Origin of the sequence: Streptomonospora arabica (assembly GCF_039531585.1) — a bacterium.
Taxonomy (GTDB): Bacteria; Actinomycetota; Actinomycetes; order Streptosporangiales; family Streptosporangiaceae; genus Streptomonospora; species Streptomonospora halophila.
This window is the reverse complement of record NZ_BAAAQI010000004.1, coordinates 367,428-384,906: the sequence shown is the minus strand read 5'-3', so window position 1 is coordinate 384,906 and position 17,479 is coordinate 367,428. Positions and strand designations below refer to the sequence as shown.

The window sequence follows — 17,479 nt, the reverse complement described above, 5'->3', positions numbered from 1 at the left end:
GACTGCGCCCCGGTGCGCCCGGCGCGGCGAACGGCCGCACCACGGGCGCCGCGCGGGGCAGCGGGCGTCGCGCCCCCACCTGTGGCGACACGGGCAACGCGGGTGCCGCAGCGTCCCCCCGACCGCGTTTCCCCACTGTGGGCACGGGTATCCTCCCGGCAGTCATGAAGTCGGATCCGTCGTGCCCCCGTTGCGGACGCGCCGTCCACCCGCCGGGACTGTGGTCGAGTGCGTGGCAGTGTGACGCCCACGGCCCCGTCGCCCCGCTGAACCCCGTGCGGGCACCCGGCAGCGCCTCCCTGGAGGTCCTGCTCGACTTCACCCAGGTGCCGGTCTGGCTGCCGTGGCCGCTTCCCGCGGGATGGCTCGTCACCGGCTTCGCCGACGCCGGCGACGAGCGCAGCGGCGCGCTCGGGGCCGCAGTCGCGCTCTCCGGGCCCGCTCCGCTGGGCGGCGTCGGCGAGCTGGCGCTGGTGGCCGAAGATCCCGGAATCGGCGTCGGCGCCCGCCTGGCCGGGCTCGACGGCCCCGATCCCGGCACCGGGTTCGGCTCCGGGCCGCCCGACGCCAAGGTCCGCTACGACGGCCACGACATCGCGCTGTGGAGCGTCGACACCGGCAGCGGGCGCGCGGCCTATGCGGGCGAGGCCATGGCCGACTGGCTGTGGGTCGTCTTCAGCCCCGCCGACGCCGCCGTGCTCATCGCCGAGTTGACCGACCTGCGCGACCTGCGCGACCGCCACGACGGCGGGGCCGCGCTGGAGCCCCCTTTCGGCGCTCCCTCGCCCTTCCTCGCCTCCGCGCTGAAGCCCGTCGCCTAGGCGGTCGCGCCGGGCGGCCGGAGTCGCGCGCAGGCGTGGAATGATCGGCGGATGCGCATCGACTTGCACGCCCACAGCTCGGTGTCCGACGGCACCGAGCCCCCCGCCGAGGTCGTCCGGCGCGCGGCGGAGGCCGGTCTGGACGTCCTCGCCCTGACCGACCACGACACCGTCTCCGGCATCGCCGCCGCCGCGGCCGCCCTGCCTGCGGGGTTCACCCTGGTCCCGGGCATGGAGCTGTCCTGCCTGCACGAGGGCGCCGGCGTGCACCTGCTCGCCTACCTCCTCGACCCCGCCCACCCCGAACTGGCGGCCGAACTGCGGCGCATCCGCGACGACCGCGCCATCCGGGCCCGCTCCATGGTCGAGCGGTTGCGGAACGCGGGTGTGGCTGTCGGCTGGGAGCGTGTGTGCGAGCTGGCGGGCGTGCCCGCCGGGGGTGACGGGCCGGCGGGAGCCGCCGGCGAGAGCGTCATCGGGCGCCCCCACATCGCCCGGGCGATCGTGGAGGCCGGTGCCGCCGCCGACGTGCCCGAAGCCTTCGACACCTGGATCGGGTTCGGCCGCCCCGGCTACGTGGCGCGCTACGCGCTCGACGCGCTGAGGGCGGTCGAGCTGGTGCGCGCCGCCGGCGGGGTGTGCGCCGTCGCCCACCCGGCCCGCGGTGAGGCGACCCCCGACGGCGCGGTCCCCCTGGCGCTGGTCGAGCAGATGGCCGAGGCCGGGCTCGGCGGAATCGAGGCCGACCACCCCGCGCACGACGAGGAGGAGGCCGCGTTCTGGCGGGGTGTGGCGAAGCGGTTGGAGCTGGCCGTCACCGGTTCCAGCGACGACCACGGCGAGCTGACGGGCCACCGCCTCGGTTGCCGCGAAACCGCCCCCGAGGAGTACGCTCGCCTGATTCGACCGGCGACCGGAGCCGCTCCCATCACCGCCGAATGAGGCGGTCCGCGCGGCGCGAACGCCGCGCTGAGAAGTCTTATAGGCGGTTTAGCCGCCGAATGGGATAATCGGCGGCCGTCTGGTGCGGGTACCGATGTGGCCCGCGTGGCGGTGACAATGGTCCCGTTAGTCAAGTGTTCGAGACGGACAGCGAAGGGTCGGCACCGTGTTCTGGAAGCGGAAGGGCAAGAAGAAGGACGGCGAGGAGGCCGGGGAGCCCGGTGCGGCGTCGGTGGCCACCAAGGGCGCCGACACCGAGGGGACCGCCGACGACGCCGCCGCCGAGAGCGCGGAGCCGTCGACGGCGGACGCCGCGGCCGGCAAGCCGGACACGGCTGCGAAGTCCGGCGGGGCGACGAAGAGGGACGCCGCCGCGAAGCCGGACGGCGGGGCCGCGGGCACCGAGTCCGAGGACTCCGGGGGCGGCGAGGCGGCGGCGGACGAGGACGCCGAGAACGCTCCCGCGGGGAAGGGCTCCGCGCAAGCGTCGACGAAGGCCGGAGAGTCCGACGAGGACACGGGCGCGACGGACCCGAAGGCGGACGCCGCGGAGGACGAGGACGAGGACGCCTCCGACGAGGACGGCGACCGCGAGGAGGCCGACGACGCCGCCCCGGTCGTCGCGGGCGGGAAGCCGCTGTTCGCCGACGAGGACGAGCCCGAGACCGCCGGCGTGTCCGAGCGCGACGAGGAGGGTGTGCAGCGCGTCCGCACCATCGGCGTGCTCAAGGCCGAGGACCAGGAGGTCGACGTCGTCAGCAACACCTGGATCGTCGACGCCGACGACGAGGGCGTCGTGGTGATCGACCCGGCGCACGACGCCGAGGCGATCATGGAGGCCGTGGGCGACCGCGAGGTGTACCTGGTGGCCTGCACCAACGGCTACAACACCCACATCGCGGCCGCCATCGAGGTCGCCGAGCGCGACGAGGCGCCGATCGCCCTGCACCGGCGCGAGCTGCGGCCCTGGCGGCGCCTGCACGGCGCCGAGCACCGCCCCGACCTGGAGGTCGAGGGCGGCGGCTCGCTGAAGGCCGGCGACATCGAGGTCGACATCCTGCCGATCCCGGGCACCTCCGTCGGAAGCGTCGCCTACTACGTCGCCGAAAAGGGCGTCGTCTTCACCGGCGACTCGCTGCGCAAGGGCGAGGTCGGCACCGTCGCCGGCGGCTACATCGACTACACCCAGCAGCTGCACTCCATCGGCGAGATGATCCTGACGCTGCCGCCCGACACCCGCGTCCTGCCCGACAGCGGCGCCGAGACGTCCGTGGGCGCGGAGTCGGACAACTTCGACACCTGGGTCTCCACGAACTGATCCCCGCCGGGGTGCGGGCCGCGGCGTCCGACCGGCGCCGTGCGCGGTCCCGCCTCCGGCGGGCTCGCGGGCGTCCGGAACGCGCGGGGCCGCGAGCGGAGACCACCCGCGCCCCGCTGCCGCCGTCTCGGCTCTGCCCGACGCGCGTCCGGCAGATGTCCGGGAGCGGCCTGCACCCGGGCCCGTGCGGGCGAGTTCGTGTCCGAACCCGCCGCGGCGGCCCGGACGGTGGCCTGCTCGCCGGTCTACGCGGTGCCGCTGCGGTCCTTGGACTCGACCTGGTTCCAGAACGCCGTCAGGGCCTCGGCCGTGGTCTCGGGCGCCTCGACGTTGGGCGAGTGGGCCGCGCCCGGGATGACCACCCGCTCGGCGCCCAGGTGCCCGGCCATCGCCGACTGCGCCTCGGGCGGCCAGGCGTCGTCGTTCTCGCCGTAGAGCACCAGCACCGGCAGCGCCGACCGGGCGAGTTCCGGGGTGCGGTCGGTCGCGTTGAGCAGTTCCTCGGCCATGTGCACCAGCGCGTCGGGGTGGTTGGCGACCATGCGTTCGCGCAGGAAGGCGTGGATCTCGGGGGAGACGCCGCTCGCGCGGGTCGGGGCGTCCAGGTGCTCGGCCCAGATCTCCTCCAGGCGCTCGCGCGTACGCGCCCGGCCGATGGCGTCCGCGAGCCGCCGGGCGTCGACGGCGCGGGCCCCGCCGATCGCCGAGGGGCCGGAGCTCATCAGCGTGAAGGACAGCAGCGGAACCGCGGCCGAGATGACGGTCTCGCGGGCCACCAGCCCGCCGAAGGAGTGGCCGAGCAGGTGGACGGGGCCGTCGTCCAGGGTCAGCGCGACCTCGCCGACGATCGCGCCCAGGCCGATGCGGGTGTACTCCCCGGGGTCGACCAAGCCGGGGGACTCGTACTGCCCGGGCAGGTCGACCGCCGTCACCGAGCGCCCCGCGGCCGCCAGCGTCTGCAGCAGCGCGATGAAGTCCTCTTTGCTGCCGGTGTAGCCGGGGACGAGCAGCGCCGGCTGCCGTTCGCAACCGCCGGCCGACGGCGTGGCCTGCAAAGCCGCGACGTTGCCCATGGGGGTGCGGACGGTGGTGTTCCGGACGCCGGGCGGGAGGCCCAGGAAACGAGGAGTACTCACGTCGGCTCACTATATGCGCCACTGTGCGACCGCAGATGCGGACGGAACGCGCCTGACGAGCGTGTGGTGCGAATCGCCGCCGCGGGGTGGCGGCCGGTCGCGGGAGGGGAGTCGCGATGGGGGGTCCGGGAGCGGTGGGAAGCCCCGGCGCGGTGCGGGACCGGGGCGGGCACCCGGGACGGGGCGCCGTTCGGGGACGCTGCCGCCGGGGCGGGCGGCGCCGGAGCGGCGGGGACGGGCTTGCGCCGCGCGGAGGCGCGCGGGGCGCTGTCCGAACGGTACGGGGGCGCCGGGGGACGGGGCCGGTGCGCGCTGGAACCGGCGCGGGCCCCGTCGGCGGACCGCTCCCTCGTGCCCGGTCGCGGCCTTGCGCCCGCGACCGGTGCCGTGCTTCGCCGGATGCCGCCCGGTCGGCGGCTCCGGCCTCCTGTGCCGCGTGGAACGCGGGTGCGGCGGTTACTGCGCCTGGTCGTTGCCGGGCTGCTCCACTCCGCTGCGGGTGCGCCGGCGCCGCCGCCGGCGGGGAGCCGGGGACTCGCCGCCCGAAGCGCCGTCGGGCTCGGGCTTGGCACCGGCGCCGGAACCGCCTTCGGCGGCCTTGCCGGTGTCGCCGGAGGCGCTCGCGGGTGCTCCGCCCGAGCTGCGGGTGCGCCGCCGGTTGCGTGAGCGGCCGCGCCGCTCGCCGCCCTTGCTTCCGCGCTCCTCGCGCCCGTCCTTGCCGCCGCGTTCGGTGCGGTGCCGCCCGGTGTCGCCGATGTCCTCGACCTCCTCGGCCTCCAGGCCGGCGCGCTCACGCCGGTCGGCGGCCAGGCGGCCCTTCGTGCCCTCCGGGATGCCCATCTCCTCGAAGAAGTGCGGCGAGGTGGAGTAGGTCTCGAGCGGGTCGGTGTGCGGCAGGTCGAGAGCCGTGTTGATCAGCTTCCAGCGTGCGACCTCCTGCCAGCTGATGAAGGTCACGGCGGTGCCCGAGCGCCCGGCGCGGCCGGTGCGGCCGATCCGGTGCGTGTAGGTCTTCTCGTCCTCGGGGCACTCGTAGTTGACCACGTGGGTGACGTCGTCGACGTCCAGACCGCGTGCGGCGACGTCGGTGGCCACCAGCACGTCGATCTTGCCGGCGCGGAAGGCCCGCAGTGCGCGTTCGCGCTGGCTCTGGCCGAGGTCGCCGTGCACGGCGGCGGCCGCGAACCCGCGGTCCTTCAAGTCGGCGGCGACCTTGTCGCAGGCCCGCTTGGTCTGGCAGAAGACCATCGTCAGCCCGCGGCTCTCGGCCTGGAGCAGGCGCCCGAGCATCTCGGGCTTGTCCATCGGGTGGGTGCGGAAGACGTGCTGGGAGATGTCCAGGATGCGCGCCTGGCCCGGCTCGTCGTCGTCGCCGGCCCGCACGTGGGTGGGACGCCGCAGGTAGTTGCGTGACAGGGAGACGATCTCACTCGGCATGGTGGCCGAGAACAGCATGACCTGGCGCTCGTCGGGGATCTTGCTGAGGATCTTCTTGATGTCGGGCAGGAACCCGAGGTCGAGCATCTTGTCGGCCTCGTCCAGCACGACCGCCGATACGTCCCGAAGGCTCAGGTGCTTCTGGTTCTCCAGGTCGAGCAGGCGCCCCGGAGTGCCCACGACGATGTCGATGCCGTCCTTGAGGCCGTCGATCTGCGGCTCGTAGGCGCGGCCGCCGTAGACGGTCAGGATCCTCCCGCCGGTGCGCTTGCCGGCGGTGCCGAGGTCGGCCGCGACCTGTATGGCCAGTTCGCGGGTCGGCACCACCACCAGGGCGCGCGGCTTCTTGGACGAACCCGGCGTCTCCTTGACGCGCTGAAGCAGCGGGAGTCCGAAGGCGAAGGTCTTGCCGGTGCCGGTGCGGGCCTGGCCGATGATGTCGGAGCTCGCTAGCGCGAGCGGGAGGGCTAGGGTCTGGATGGGGAAGGGCTCGACGATGCCTTCCGCTTCGAGTGCGTCCGCGATCTCGGGTTCGACTCCGAGTCCGCGGAACGTCTGGCGTTCTTCGTTCGTGTCTGCGCTTGTCAGGGCTCATGCCTCCTCTGGGCGGGCCGTTCTTGCGTTCGTGGCCGTGGTGTGTGGCGGACGGTGGCCCGATGGGCGGGCAGGGCGCTCCTCGCGCACGTGCCCGCTGGGGGGCTCGGCCGGCGCGGCTCGGGGACCGGTTCGGGTCCCCGGCGCGGCCCGGCGGCACGGTTCGGCACCGTCGCAGGGCCGTCCGCCTCCTGTCGTCGGGCGTCAGCGGCCGCCGGGTGCTGACGGGTGGGCGTGTGAGGGCATGTCCGCCGCACGTTCACGCTCCTTAGCCCGCCGCAGTGTCCCGGCGGTCCCGGCACTTGCGGGCGGTCGACGCTGACGCTCGCTCGTTCACCTTCGCGTTCGTGGCGCCGGTGACGGTTGTTGTCATGGTTCGCCGCGGTGCACACCGCGCGGCGGCGGCGCGGGGAACCGCGTGGAGACCGCCGCGCGCGGCCTTGCAGCAGCGCGTCCGCGCCCGCTGGGTGCGGTACGGCTGCGGCGAGGGCGCCGCGCGATGGCCGACTCCTAGCGGCCACTGCGACCGATTCTAACCCGCCGCTCTGCTGCTGGATATGCCGCGTTTCCGTACGCAGCGGCAGAACGGCGTCACTCTCGCGAGCGGTCTTCCGAGCGGCCTTCTCCGTGCTGGTCAACGCGCGGGGGCCGGCGAAAAGTCCCGAGCGCCGCCCGGCGCCTCGCGAACGCGTGCGCCGGCGGGCGTTCGAGCGGCTCCGGGGCGCGGCGCCGTGCCGGGGCGGTAGCCTGTCCGCCATGACCACGCGTGCTCGAAGGGCAGTGCAGCGGCCGTTCCACTCCTCGACGGGCGGGACGCGGTGAGCGAGCAGAACCCCGTCGCGTCCGACGCGGCACAGGACGCCCCGGCGGCCGCCGAAGGTGCGAGCGACCTGCTCGGCCTGCTGGCCTACGCGCGCCTCGTGGCCTTCTTCCGCCTGGCCGGCGATGCCGAACTGGCGCCGACCCTGGCGAGCAAGGGCGCGCTGGCCGACCTCGCCGCCGCCGAGCACGCCAACTACCGGCGGCTGCACGACCGCCTGGCCGAGCTGGGCGCCGACCCGGAGGCGGCGATGGAGCCCTTCGTCGTCCCGCTGGACGCCTGGCACGCGCGCACCGAGCCGCAGAGCTGGCTGGAGAGCCTGGTCAAGGCCTACGTCGGCGACGGCATCGCCGGCGACTTCTACAGCAAGGTCGCCGAGCTGTGCGATCCGAACACCCACGCGATCGTCCGCGACACCCTTGTGGAGTCCGGCCGCGCCGAGTTCGTCGCCGCGCAGGTGCGTGCCGCCATCGCCGAGGACCCGAGGCTGGCCGGCCGCCTGTCGCTGTGGGCGCGCCGGCTCGTGGGCGAGGCGCTCAGCCAGGCGCAGAGCGTGGCCGCGCGCCGGCCGGAGCTGGCGGCGCTGCTGGCCTCGGGCATGCGCTCGGCCGCGCAGGGCGAGGACTCCGGCGCCGCCGATCGGGAGGCCGCGGAGGACGGGGACCGTGCCCAGGCGGCCGAAGCCGCCGACCTGGCCATGGTGAGCCGGATGTTCGCCGACCTCACCGAGGCCCACACCGCCCGGCTGGAGGCGATGGGCCTGAGCACCTGACGGGAGCGCTGCGGCGGGGCGGCCGGCACCGTTCCCGCTCGGCGCGCGGGGCTGTGTCCAGGGCGTCCGTCTTGTGGGCTTTACAATGGCGCGTCACGATTTGCTCTTCGTTTCGTATATAGTCGGTCGCGTTCTTGCTCCGTCCCCTGTGCTGAGGTAGCCATCCATGCGTCCTGGGTTCTATGCCGAAGGCCCCCTGGCCCGGCTCTCCCGCGAGTTCGGGCTGCTCGGTCCCCTTGGCGACACGATGGAGCCCTGGATGACCGCTGAGCTGGACCAGCACGCCGCCGCGGTGCGCGATTCCATCGCCGCCGACAGCGGACCGATCACCCGCATCAGCCTCTCCCGCTACCTCGACGGGTTCATGGACGGATGCCGCGAACGGGGCTGGCACTCCTCCTGCGACGGCTACGACTGGGAGACACTGCGCGTGCTGGCGGTCTGCAGACTGGCCAAGGAACACGGATTCGTCCGCTAGGTTTGTTCTCACTCTCACCTGAAACGGGGGCTCGGACGGTGCCGCGGCGCCGATCCGCGAAGTCCCCTCACGAACGTGGTGACTGAGCGTAGGCTTGGCCCGATCCGGAGTGGCCGCGCAGCTCGCGGCTGAGGCGCGTCGGCGCGCCGGTGTCCCCGGGAACGGGTGCCGGGACGCGGGCCCGCAGCCGCCCGCGTGGAGCCGCACTCCGGGACGAGTACGCGCGGTGCCCGCACCGCAAGAAAGGAAGAGCGCATGGGGAGCGGCCGGCATGGTGCGGCGCGACCGCCGATCGGCGTCCTGATCCAGCAGGACCGCGTCGACTTCTCGCTGTTCACCTCGATCATGGTGATCGCATTGGCGGTCATGGTGCTTATCGGCGTCGGCTGGGCGAGTATCGCCTTCTGGCTCGCCGTGATCCCGGTCCTGGTCGCCGGGGTGCTCATCGTCCGCCGCATCAAGCGGCTCGCGCGCGAGGAGCTCGGCAACGACGAGCTGCTCTGAGACCGCCGGGGCAGCGCCGGGCGCGGTGGCGCGGCGCAGCCGGCGGCCGGGAGACCGCGGAAGCGCGCAAAGGGGGCGGAGCCGATCGATCGGCTCCGCCCCCTTTGCGCGCTTCCGCGGGACCGGATGAGCCGGCGCCGCACGGCGCCGGCCCGGGGTCACTGCTCGGGCGGGGGCGGCTGCTCACCGCCGCGGCGGCCGCTCTGGGCGGGCCCGCCCATGGTCGCCGGGCCGTGAGTGCTGTGCTCGCGCGTGGGCTGCTGCTCCGGCGCGCCCTGACCGGGACCCTGCTGCATGGCGTCGGAGCGTCCTGCCCGGTAGGAGTCCTCGCGCAGCCTCCCGGTCTCCCGCTCGGCGGCGTCCAGCCAGTTGGCCCAGCGCCCCTGCATCGGCCGGATCAGGCCGCCGCCGACGCCCACGACGAGGATTCCGCCGACGGTGGCGAGTACGGCGATCAGCACCGGCTGGGTGACGGTGGTCGCGACGCCGATCTGGTTCAGCGCGGCGATCACACCGAGGCCCATGATGAAGAGCCCGGCGATGTTGGCCAGCAGGCGCCCGTACCCCAGGCCCGCCAGAGCGCTGGAGATGATGTCGCGCGCGGCCTTGGCGATCATGCCGGCCACCACGACGATGACCAGCGCGACGATCGCAAGCGGAATCCAGGCGACCACCTCGTTCAGCAGCTGCGTGATCGGGTTGTTGGGCCCGAAGACGCTGAACGCGAGCTGCAGCGTGATCAGGAGCAGGACGTAGTAGACGATCCTGCCGCAGAGTTCGCTGGCGCTGTAGCGGCTGCGCTGGAAGTACTCACCCACACCGCTGCGCTCGAGGCCGCGGTCGAGGCCCGCTTTGCCCAGTCCCTTGCCCACGAGCCGGCCCACGATTTTCGAGATGATCCAACCGATGATCAGGATCACCAGGAATGCGGCCAGCAGTGGGACGAAGGAGGCGACGGCGCTCCAGGCGTCCGTTAACCCCTGCTGGATGTTCATGCGATTTCACCCCCATGGCGCCCCGCCGGTACCCGGGTCGCGCCCCGCGTCCGCCCGGCGAAACCGAGACGACTGTTTCTCACCACCGCGACTACCCGGTAACGGATACAGCGAATCACCAGAGAGTGACGATCGAACACGTAAAGTAATTGTTTGTGGTTCGTTGACGCGGAGTTGAACAACCGCGCGGGAGCGCGATCGTCGGGAAAAACCGCCGTTGGGAACGCGATGGCGAGGGGCGGCCCGCCGAGGGGCCCGCGGGATCCGCTCAGCCGCGGGTGAGGTCCCAGCCGCTGATGCCGCGCCAGGCCAGGCGCGCGATGAGCTGCTCGGCCGCCTCCTGCGGGATGCCTCCGTAGTTGCTCAGCCAGTACCGGGCGCTGGTTTCGGCCATACCGACCAGCCCGATGCTGAGCAGGTGCGCCTCCTCGCCGGAGATGCTGGTGTCCTGGCGGATGACGTCGCTGATCAGCTCGGCGCAGCGCTGGAGGGTCTGCTCGGTCTTCTCGCGTACCGCGGCGACGTTGCGCAGGTCGGACTCGAAGACCAGCCGGAACGCCTCGCCCTCGCCGGCGACGAAGTCGAAGTAGGCCTGGAAGCTGGCGGTGACCCGCTGGCGGTTGTCGTCGGTGCTCTCCAGCGCCTCGCGCTGCTTCTCGACCAGCGCCTCGGAGTGCTGCTCCAGCAGCGCCAGATAGAGCTCCAGCTTGCCGGGGAAGTGCTGGTAGAGGACGGGTTTGCTGACTCCGGCGCGCTCGGCGATCTCGTCCATGGCCGCGGCGTGGTAGCCGTGGGCGACGAAGACCTCCTGGGCGGCGGCCAGCAGCTGGCGGCGGCGGGCCATCCGGGGCAGGCGGGTCCCCCGCGGGCGGGCGTCTGAAGGAGCTGTCACGGCGACACCCTCCGAACTCCTCGCGGCCTGCAGCCTGCCGCGCTCGACGACCTTGCACTGGAACGCACCATCGGATCCGGTTGCACGTCCTCGACCCGGCGTACCGCCCCAATCTTACTCGCACGTAGCTTGGCCGCCGCCAGCGGCCGGGAGCCCGGGTGGCCGACGCCCCGCAGCCGCGGCCGCGGCGGCGGTCCCCGAGCTAGCGATACTCGTCCTCGTCGAGGTCGATCTCGCGCAGCTGCTCGACGGCGTCGGCCTCGGACACCTCGTCCTCGGCGTCCAGCCGCCCGCGGCGCGTCCAGTCGGCCCCTTCGGGAGCCAGCTCGGCGCGCTGCTCGTCGAAGTCGGCTTGGCCGGTCTCGACCGGGCGGTCGGTGTCGTCGTCCTGAGGCTGAGCCACTGCATCCCCCTGCATGGTCGGCTGGTGCCCACGGTACTGGGTCGACGGCCCCGGCCGCGGGCGCCGAACGGAAATCCGTCCGGAGCGGCCGCCGTCCCGGTCCCGCTACCCGCTCTTGCGCGCCTAAGCGCGCTTTGTGGAGCATGGAAGGCGCGCCGAGCGTTCGGTCCCCGGCCGCGCCCCGGCGCACCCGTGCACCAGCGCCAACCGCAGCCGGCCCCCGGGAGGACGCACATGGCAGAGCCCATCGACCCCTGGCCGGGCGGGCCCGTAGGCATCGGCGACGGCCGCGAGGTCTTCGTCCGCACCGACGCCGCCGCGCACGGCGGCGAGCGCGGCCGCGCCGTCTACGTCCACGGGCTCGGCGGCTCCTCAAGCAACTGGACCGACCTGATGGGCGTCCTGAGCTCCGAATGGGCCGGCGAGGCGCCCGACCTGCCCGGCTTCGGCGGGTCCCCGCCGCCGCCCGACGGCGACTACAGCATCGACGCCCACGCCGGCGCCGTGGCCCGCCTGATCGGCGCCGGCCGGCACCCGGTCCACCTGATCGGCAACTCCATGGGCGCCGCCGTGGCGGTGCGCCTGGCCGCCGAGCGCCCCGACCTGGTGCGTTCGCTCACCCTCGTCTCCCCGGCGCTGCCCGACCTGCGCCCGCGGCTGATCCCCTACCAGATGGCCGCCTCCCTGTTTCCGGTGCTGGGCCCGGCCGTCTACGCGATGATGCAGCGGCGCCCGCCCGAGGTGCGCGTGCAGGACATGCTCGCCACCACCTACTTCGACCCTTCCTCCGCGCCGACCCGGCGGGTCCTGGAGGCGCTTGAGGCCGAGCGCGAACGCGACGCACAGGAGCACGCCGCGACGGCGGTGCTGCGCTCGCTGCGCGGCATGGTCGCGGAGTACGTGCGGCGCGGGCACCGCTCGCTGTGGGCGCAGGCCGCGCGCGTGCGCTGCCCCGTGCTGCTCGTCTACGCCACCGGCGACAGGTTCGTGGACCCGCGCATGGCCGCCCGCGCAGCGCACGCGTTCCGCCGCAGCCGGCTGGTGCTGATGCCCGAGACCGGCCACGTGCCGATGATGGAGTGCCCCGAGCGGGTGGGGCGCGAGGTGCGCGCGTTCCTGCGCGCCGTCGACGGCGGTTCCGCGGAGCGCTCGGGTCCGGCGCGCACCGGTGCGCGCGGCTCCGCGGGCGCTTCGGAGGCAGGCCCCGACGAGGAGTGACGCACGCGGCTCGAACGCTCGGGTCGCGGCGGGAATGCGCAGCCCCACCCCGTAGGTTGGCTATGAATGCAAGCTCGTCACGTGCCCGTACGCCCCCGCGTCCACCGGCGACGCCCCGGGGACGTGACACCGATGAGGAATGCTGAGGAGCTGCTGTGTCGCTGCCGCCGCTGGTCGAACCGGCCGACGAGCTCACCGTCGACGAGGTTCGCCGCTACTCCCGCCACCTGATCATCCCCGATGTGGGCATGGACGGCCAGAAGCGCCTGAAGAACGCCAAGGTGCTGGTGGTGGGCGCCGGAGGGCTCGGCTCGCCCGCGCTGCTGTACCTGGCCGCCGCCGGCGTCGGCACGCTGGGCATCATCGACTTCGACGAGGTCGACGAGTCCAACCTCCAGCGCCAGGTCATCCACGGACAGAGCGACATCGGCAAGCCCAAGGCCGAGTCCGCCCGTGAAAGCATCGAGGAGATCAACCCCTACGTCACGGTCAACCTCCACAAGGAGCACCTCGACTCCGACAACGCGCTGGAGATCTTCCGGGGCTACGACCTCGTCCTCGACGGTACCGACAACTTCGCGACGCGGTACCTGGTCAACGACGCCTGCGTGCTGCTGAACAAGCCCTACGTGTGGGGCTCGATCTTCCGCTTCGACGGCCAGGTCAGCGTCTTCTGGAACGAGTACGGCCCCCAGTACCGCGACCTCTACCCCGAGCCCCCGCCGCCCGGGATGGTGCCCTCCTGCGCCGAGGGCGGCGTGCTCGGCGTCCTGTGCGCCTCGATCGGCTCGATCATGGTCAACGAGGCCATCAAGGTGATCACCGGGATCGGCGACCCGCTGGTCGGCCGCCTGATGATCTACGACGCCCTGGAGATGACCTGGAAGACGGTCAAGGTCCGCAAGGACCCCGAGGGCGAGCCGGTCACCGAGCTGATCGACTACGAGGCGTTCTGCGGTGCCGTGTCCGGCGAGGCCGAGGAGGCCGCCCAGGGCTCGACCATCACCGCTGGCGAGCTCAAGGACATGATGGACAACGGCGAGGACTTCTACCTCGTCGACGTCCGCGAGAAGAACGAGTACGAGATCGTCAGCATCCCCGGCGCCGTGCTCATCCCCAAGGGCGAGTTCCTCAACGGCGAGGCGTTCGGCAAGCTGCCGCAGGACAAGCGCGTCGTGCTGCACTGCAAGTCGGGCGGGCGCTCGGCCGAGGCGCTGGCCGCCCTCAAGGGGGCCGGCTTCAGCGACGCCGTCCACGTCGGCGGCGGGGTGCTCTCCTGGATCAACCAGGTCGACCCCAGCCTGCCCACCTACTAGGCGGCGGGCGGGCACGCGCCCCGCGGGGCCCGCCCCCGCCGCATCCGGGCCGCCGCGGCGACTGCGCCGCGGCGGCCCGCGGCGTCCGGTGCCGCGGGCGGGCAGTCCGTTGGCTCGCCCGCCCTGTGGGTAGGTATGCCCCCGGCGACGGAACCCGACGCTCGGAGGTGGGTCCACATGCGCGGCACCCGAAGGTTGGCGGACTGGGCGGCCCTGGTCGCGGGCTGCGTCGTGGTCGTCAGCTACGCCTGGCACGGGATGCTGGGCCTCGCCATGGCCACGCTGTTCCTGGTCGGCATCCTCATGGTGTTCCTGGCCTGTCTGTCGGTCATCCACCCCGAGCTGTTCGTCACCGAGATCGCGCTGGCCGTGACCGGGCTGTTCCTGATCACCACGCCGTGGCTGCTCTCCTTCACCGGCAACGCACCCGCGTCCTGGACCGCCTGGGTCTGCGGCGGGATCGCCGTGGTCGTCGGAGTGGTCACCCTGCCCGACGCCACGGCCATGTACCGCCGCATCGTCCCGCCGCAGCCTGCGAGCCGGCGGCTGACGAGCTGAGCGGCCCGACCGGTCGGCCCCGCCGCCGTCCGGGCCCCGACCCCCGGAGGGGCGGCGGCTCGGCCCGGTGCCCGGCCGCTACTACGATCGGCCCATGCCGCACGCCTTCAGCCGCCCCACCGAGTACGTGGACCGGGTGCTCGACGTCGTCGAGGCGATACCGCCCGGCAACGTGATGAGCTACGGCGACATCGCCGAGTACCTGGGCGAGGGCGGTCCCCGCCAGGTCGGCGCGGTGATGTCGGCGTGGGGCGGCGGCGTGTGCTGGTGGCGGGTCGTCCGCGCCGACGGCTCCCCTCCGCAGGGCCACGAGGTCGAGGCCCTGTCCCACTACGCCGCGGAGGCGACCCCCACGCGTCCCGGCGGCGACCGCGTCGACATGTCCCGGGCCCGCTGGGACGGCAGCGCGCCGCCCCGGCACACGGGCCTGCCCGAAGACCTGTAGGCCGGCCCCCGACCCGCCGCCAACCCGTGCCGGTGTTCCACCGCCGCACCCGTGCCCGCTCCCCTCCGGAGCCGGAGAACGGCGCCGGACGACCGGAATCCTCCGCCGCACGTCCGCAGAAGGCGCGGCCGGGTCCTGCGTGCTACGCGGAGGGCGGTGTCTCAGCACTCTGCGCGAAGGCGGAAACGAGCAGCTCCGCCAGCCTGCGGCCGCAGTTCAGCTGCGGATCGAGGTCGGGGTCGTAGATCGTCACATCGAGCCCGGCCAACCGGGGGTCGGCCAGCACCGGGGCGAGCGCAGCGGCGAGATCCTCGAACGAGAGCCCCTCAGGTTCGGGACTGTCGACGGCGGGCATCTGGCCCGGGTCGATGACGTCGGCGTCGACATGGACCCAGAACCCGTCGAGCTCGGGGCGGGTGACCACATCCAGCGCCTCGCGCGCCGCTCCTTGCGGATCCCGCCCAGTCATCCGGCTGTCGATGACGCGTATCCCGTTGCGGACCGCGTCGGCGGAGTACTCGTCGTCCGGGCGCGGGCCGAGGGAAACCACGTCCTCGGCCTGGAGGTAGGCACGCCGGCCCTCCAAATCCGCGAGTGATCCGCCCAGCCCGGTCACGAGGGCCAGGCTTTCGCCGCCGGCGGATCCAACGGCATCGCTGTTTCCCGGGTGCCGATAGTCCAAGCCGTCGAAGGACACAAGCCCGAACCGGCCGCGGCGACGCAACGCCAGCCCTACACCCACGAGGATGCTGCAATCGCCGCCCAGTACCACGGCTGTGTGCTGGTGAGCGGCGATCTCCCCCAACCGGTGGGCGAGACGCAGCGAGAGGTCGGCGATCGCCGCCTCGTTGCGCAGTGCGCCGGGAGTGCGAGCGGTCTCGTAGGGGGCGGGAACGACCGCTCCCGCGTCCTCGGCGCGGAGGTCGCGGACAAGCCCGGTGCCGCGGAGTACGCCCGGTGCCTTGTAGCTTCCTGAGATCCCGCCGTTCGCGGTCGGCCGCAAACCGAGACTCGACGGCGCGTCGAGGACGGTCAGCCGGCGGGCTCGATCGGCGGCGGGGGGCGTCGCACCCGCCTGCGGCTCCACACGCTTGTCCGTGTTCGTCATCAAGGGTCCTTTCCGGTGGTTTCCTGTCGATGGTTCACTGCGGATCGCGGAGCGCCGCCCGACGGAGCCGCCCTCGCCGCCGACCCCGGCCGGGTGCAACCCGTCGGTCTCCGTTCCACGGGTGCACCGCTGAGGCTGCTCGGCCGGCGGCGTGCGCCGAACGACGCGTGCCACCCCTCGCCGATCGTGCCCGGTCGTCCCCTCTGAGGGCCGCGTGTGCCGACGACGAGCCGACGACGAGCTGATCCTGGGCGGCTCCGATACGCAGGTTCGCAGCGCGGGCGCGCGAACCCGGGCCCACCGCCAGGAGGGTCCGTCGCTCGGCATCGGCGCGGAGTCCCAGGCCGAGAGTGCGGCGAATCCGGGCTCGGGCTGAGGTGCCGAAACCGATCCCGGGCTACGGAAAACGGGCGCCGCGTGATCGCTCATCGTGCCATCCCCGGCGTTCCCAGGGAAGCCGTGCCCCTGGTCCCCCTGCTGCCTCGACGGCGGCGGCCGCTCCAGCGCTTCAGGCCCGACCGGAGCGGGAGCGAGGACACCGAGGAAGGCGGCCGACGCCGGGCCCCACGTGACGGGCGGCCGGTGACGCCCCGGACCGCGCGAGTCCGCCGGCGGCACGCAGCCGGGAGCGGCAGAGCGCGCCCGGCGGGCGGCACGCGACGTCCCGCCGGGCGCTCGGCTCGCCGCCTCGCGCGCGTCGAGGAGCGCGTGTGCTGGCACAATGTTGCGGTGAACGAATCCGACTCCTCCGGCGGCGCGCGGCTGCTCACACCGGCCGACGTGCGGCGGCTGGCCGAGCGTACGGGCGTTCGACCGACCAAGACGCTCGGGCAGAACTTCGTGATCGACGCCGGGACCGTGCGGCGGATCGTGCGTACCGCCGGGGTCGGAGCCGAGGACACGGTGCTGGAGGTCGGTCCCGGACTCGGGTCGCTGACGCTCGCGCTGCTGCCGCACGTCCGCGCGGTGACCGCAGTCGAGATCGACCCCCGTTTGGCCGATGAGCTGCCGCGGACCGCGGCCGGGTTCGCCCCCGCCCACGCCGACCGGCTGCGGGTGCTCACCGCCGACGCGATGCGCGTTGCGGAGATCCCCGGCCCGGCCCCGACGGCGCTGGTGGCCAACCTGCCCTACAACGTCGCCGTTCCGGTGCTGCTGCACCTGCTGGAACTGCTGCCGAGCCTGCGCCGAGCACTGGTCATGGTGCAGGCCGAGGTCGCCGACCGGCTCGCCGCGGGGCCGGGCAGCCGGACCTACGGGTCGCCCTCGGCCAAGGCCGCCTGGTACGCCGAGGTGCGCCGGGCGGGGTCCGTCGGGCGGGGCGTGTTCTGGCCTGTCCCCAACGTCGACTCCGGGCTCGTGGCGCTGACCCGCAGGAGCGCGCCTCCCGGCGCCGACGGCTGCGAGGGCGGCGGGGCTTCGGCGCCGGACCGCCGCGCGGTCTTCGCCGTCGTCGACGCCGCGTTCGCCCAGCGGCGCAAGACCCTGCGCGCCGCCCTGGCCGGATGGGCGGGCTCGGCGCCGGCCGCGGAGCGGGTGCTGCGGGCCGCCGGCGTCGACCCGCGCGCCCGCGGCGAGTCGCTGGACATCGCCGCCTTCACCAGGATCGCCGCCTGCGCAGGCCATGCGGAGGAGCCCGAGGACGGCACCGGCGGACCGGCGGACGGCGGCGGCAAGGACGGCTCGCGGCGGCGGTCGTCCGGCAGGAGAGCCTGAGCCCGC

General features: G+C 73.7%; 17 protein-coding genes. 11 read left to right on the top strand and 6 right to left on the bottom strand.

Translation table 11 applies throughout. The features are described from left to right. Positions 1 to 164 precede the first annotated feature (164 nt). The 3 genes from ABD284_RS10100 to ABD284_RS10090 all read left to right on the top strand — a co-directional run bounded on the left by ABD284_RS10100 (position 165) and on the right by ABD284_RS10090 (position 3,081). Positions 165 to 821 carry a DUF6758 family protein gene (locus ABD284_RS10100; RefSeq protein WP_344142416.1) on the top strand — a complete coding sequence of 219 codons (657 nt, stop codon included), beginning with the start codon at positions 165 to 167 and terminating at the stop codon, positions 819 to 821. 51 nt (positions 822 to 872) lie between these two features. Then, positions 873 to 1,763 (top strand): PHP domain-containing protein, encoded by an 891-nt coding sequence (locus ABD284_RS10095; RefSeq protein WP_344142414.1) that lies wholly within the window; start codon positions 873 to 875, stop codon positions 1,761 to 1,763. A gap of 166 nt (positions 1,764 to 1,929) precedes the next feature. After that, complete coding sequence (locus tag ABD284_RS10090) at positions 1,930 to 3,081, top strand: MBL fold metallo-hydrolase (protein ID WP_344142413.1); 1,152 nt, start codon at positions 1,930 to 1,932, stop codon at positions 3,079 to 3,081. Between the two features lie 245 nt (positions 3,082 to 3,326). Here ABD284_RS10090 and ABD284_RS10085 read toward each other — a convergent pair whose 3' ends face one another. Next, on the bottom strand, positions 3,327 to 4,217 hold the full coding sequence (locus ABD284_RS10085) for an alpha/beta fold hydrolase (protein WP_344142412.1): 891 nt from the start codon (positions 4,215 to 4,217) through the stop codon (positions 3,327 to 3,329). A gap of 456 nt (positions 4,218 to 4,673) precedes the next feature. After that, entirely contained in the window at positions 4,674 to 6,152 is a 1,479-nt protein-coding gene (locus ABD284_RS10080) for a DEAD/DEAH box helicase (protein ID WP_344142461.1), read from the bottom strand. 914 nt (positions 6,153 to 7,066) lie between these two features. Between ABD284_RS10080 and ABD284_RS10075 the strand changes: the two genes are divergently transcribed. The 3 genes from ABD284_RS10075 (at position 7,067) to ABD284_RS10065 (ending at position 8,822) form a co-directional block, all read left to right on the top strand. Further along, positions 7,067 to 7,840, top strand: a complete 774-nt coding sequence (locus ABD284_RS10075) for a ferritin-like fold-containing protein (protein WP_344142410.1) — start codon at positions 7,067 to 7,069, stop codon at positions 7,838 to 7,840. Positions 7,841 to 8,006: 166 nt separating this feature from the next. Beyond that, a complete protein-coding gene (locus ABD284_RS10070; protein WP_344142409.1) occupies positions 8,007 to 8,318 on the top strand; it encodes a DUF6401 family natural product biosynthesis protein in 312 nt (103 codons plus the stop codon). A gap of 255 nt (positions 8,319 to 8,573) precedes the next feature. Beyond that, positions 8,574 to 8,822, top strand: coding sequence for a hypothetical protein (locus ABD284_RS10065; RefSeq protein WP_344142407.1), 249 nt, complete (start codon positions 8,574 to 8,576; stop codon positions 8,820 to 8,822). A gap of 158 nt (positions 8,823 to 8,980) precedes the next feature. Here the strand turns inward: ABD284_RS10065 and ABD284_RS10060 are convergent, their stop codons facing one another. From ABD284_RS10060 to ABD284_RS10050, 3 genes are all read right to left on the bottom strand, one after another. Continuing rightward, on the bottom strand, positions 8,981 to 9,817 hold the full coding sequence (locus tag ABD284_RS10060) for a mechanosensitive ion channel family protein (protein WP_344142406.1): 837 nt from the start codon (positions 9,815 to 9,817) through the stop codon (positions 8,981 to 8,983). Positions 9,818 to 10,085: 268 nt separating this feature from the next. Then, positions 10,086 to 10,709: a TetR/AcrR family transcriptional regulator gene (locus ABD284_RS10055; protein ID WP_344142404.1), complete on the bottom strand. Its 624-nt coding sequence runs from the start codon at positions 10,707 to 10,709 to the stop codon at positions 10,086 to 10,088. Between the two features lie 202 nt (positions 10,710 to 10,911). After that, a complete protein-coding gene (locus ABD284_RS10050) occupies positions 10,912 to 11,112 on the bottom strand; it encodes a hypothetical protein (protein WP_344142402.1) in 201 nt (66 codons plus the stop codon). A gap of 234 nt (positions 11,113 to 11,346) precedes the next feature. Between ABD284_RS10050 and ABD284_RS10045 the strand changes: the two genes are divergently transcribed. The 4 genes from ABD284_RS10045 to ABD284_RS10030 all read left to right on the top strand — a co-directional run bounded on the left by ABD284_RS10045 (position 11,347) and on the right by ABD284_RS10030 (position 14,649). Further along, positions 11,347 to 12,330, top strand: coding sequence for an alpha/beta fold hydrolase (locus ABD284_RS10045; protein ID WP_344142401.1), 984 nt, complete (start codon positions 11,347 to 11,349; stop codon positions 12,328 to 12,330). A 155-nt stretch (positions 12,331 to 12,485) separates the two neighbouring features. Next, a complete protein-coding gene (moeZ, locus tag ABD284_RS10040; protein WP_344142399.1) occupies positions 12,486 to 13,646 on the top strand; it encodes an adenylyltransferase/sulfurtransferase MoeZ in 1,161 nt (386 codons plus the stop codon). A gap of 177 nt (positions 13,647 to 13,823) precedes the next feature. Then, positions 13,824 to 14,204 carry an SPW repeat domain-containing protein gene (locus tag ABD284_RS10035; protein WP_344142397.1) on the top strand — a complete coding sequence of 127 codons (381 nt, stop codon included), beginning with the start codon at positions 13,824 to 13,826 and terminating at the stop codon, positions 14,202 to 14,204. A 94-nt stretch (positions 14,205 to 14,298) separates the two neighbouring features. Continuing rightward, positions 14,299 to 14,649 carry an MGMT family protein gene (locus ABD284_RS10030; RefSeq protein ID WP_344142395.1) on the top strand — a complete coding sequence of 117 codons (351 nt, stop codon included), beginning with the start codon at positions 14,299 to 14,301 and terminating at the stop codon, positions 14,647 to 14,649. Positions 14,650 to 14,791: 142 nt separating this feature from the next. Here ABD284_RS10030 and ABD284_RS10025 read toward each other — a convergent pair whose 3' ends face one another. Further along, positions 14,792 to 15,757: an arginase family protein gene (locus ABD284_RS10025; RefSeq protein WP_344142394.1), complete on the bottom strand. Its 966-nt coding sequence runs from the start codon at positions 15,755 to 15,757 to the stop codon at positions 14,792 to 14,794. A 729-nt stretch (positions 15,758 to 16,486) separates the two neighbouring features. On the opposite strand from ABD284_RS10025, the gene rsmA reads away from it, so the two are divergent. Next, entirely contained in the window at positions 16,487 to 17,473 is a 987-nt protein-coding gene (gene rsmA, locus ABD284_RS10020) for a 16S rRNA (adenine(1518)-N(6)/adenine(1519)-N(6))-dimethyltransferase RsmA (RefSeq protein WP_344142393.1), read from the top strand. The last annotated feature ends 6 nt before the right edge of the window (positions 17,474 to 17,479 follow it).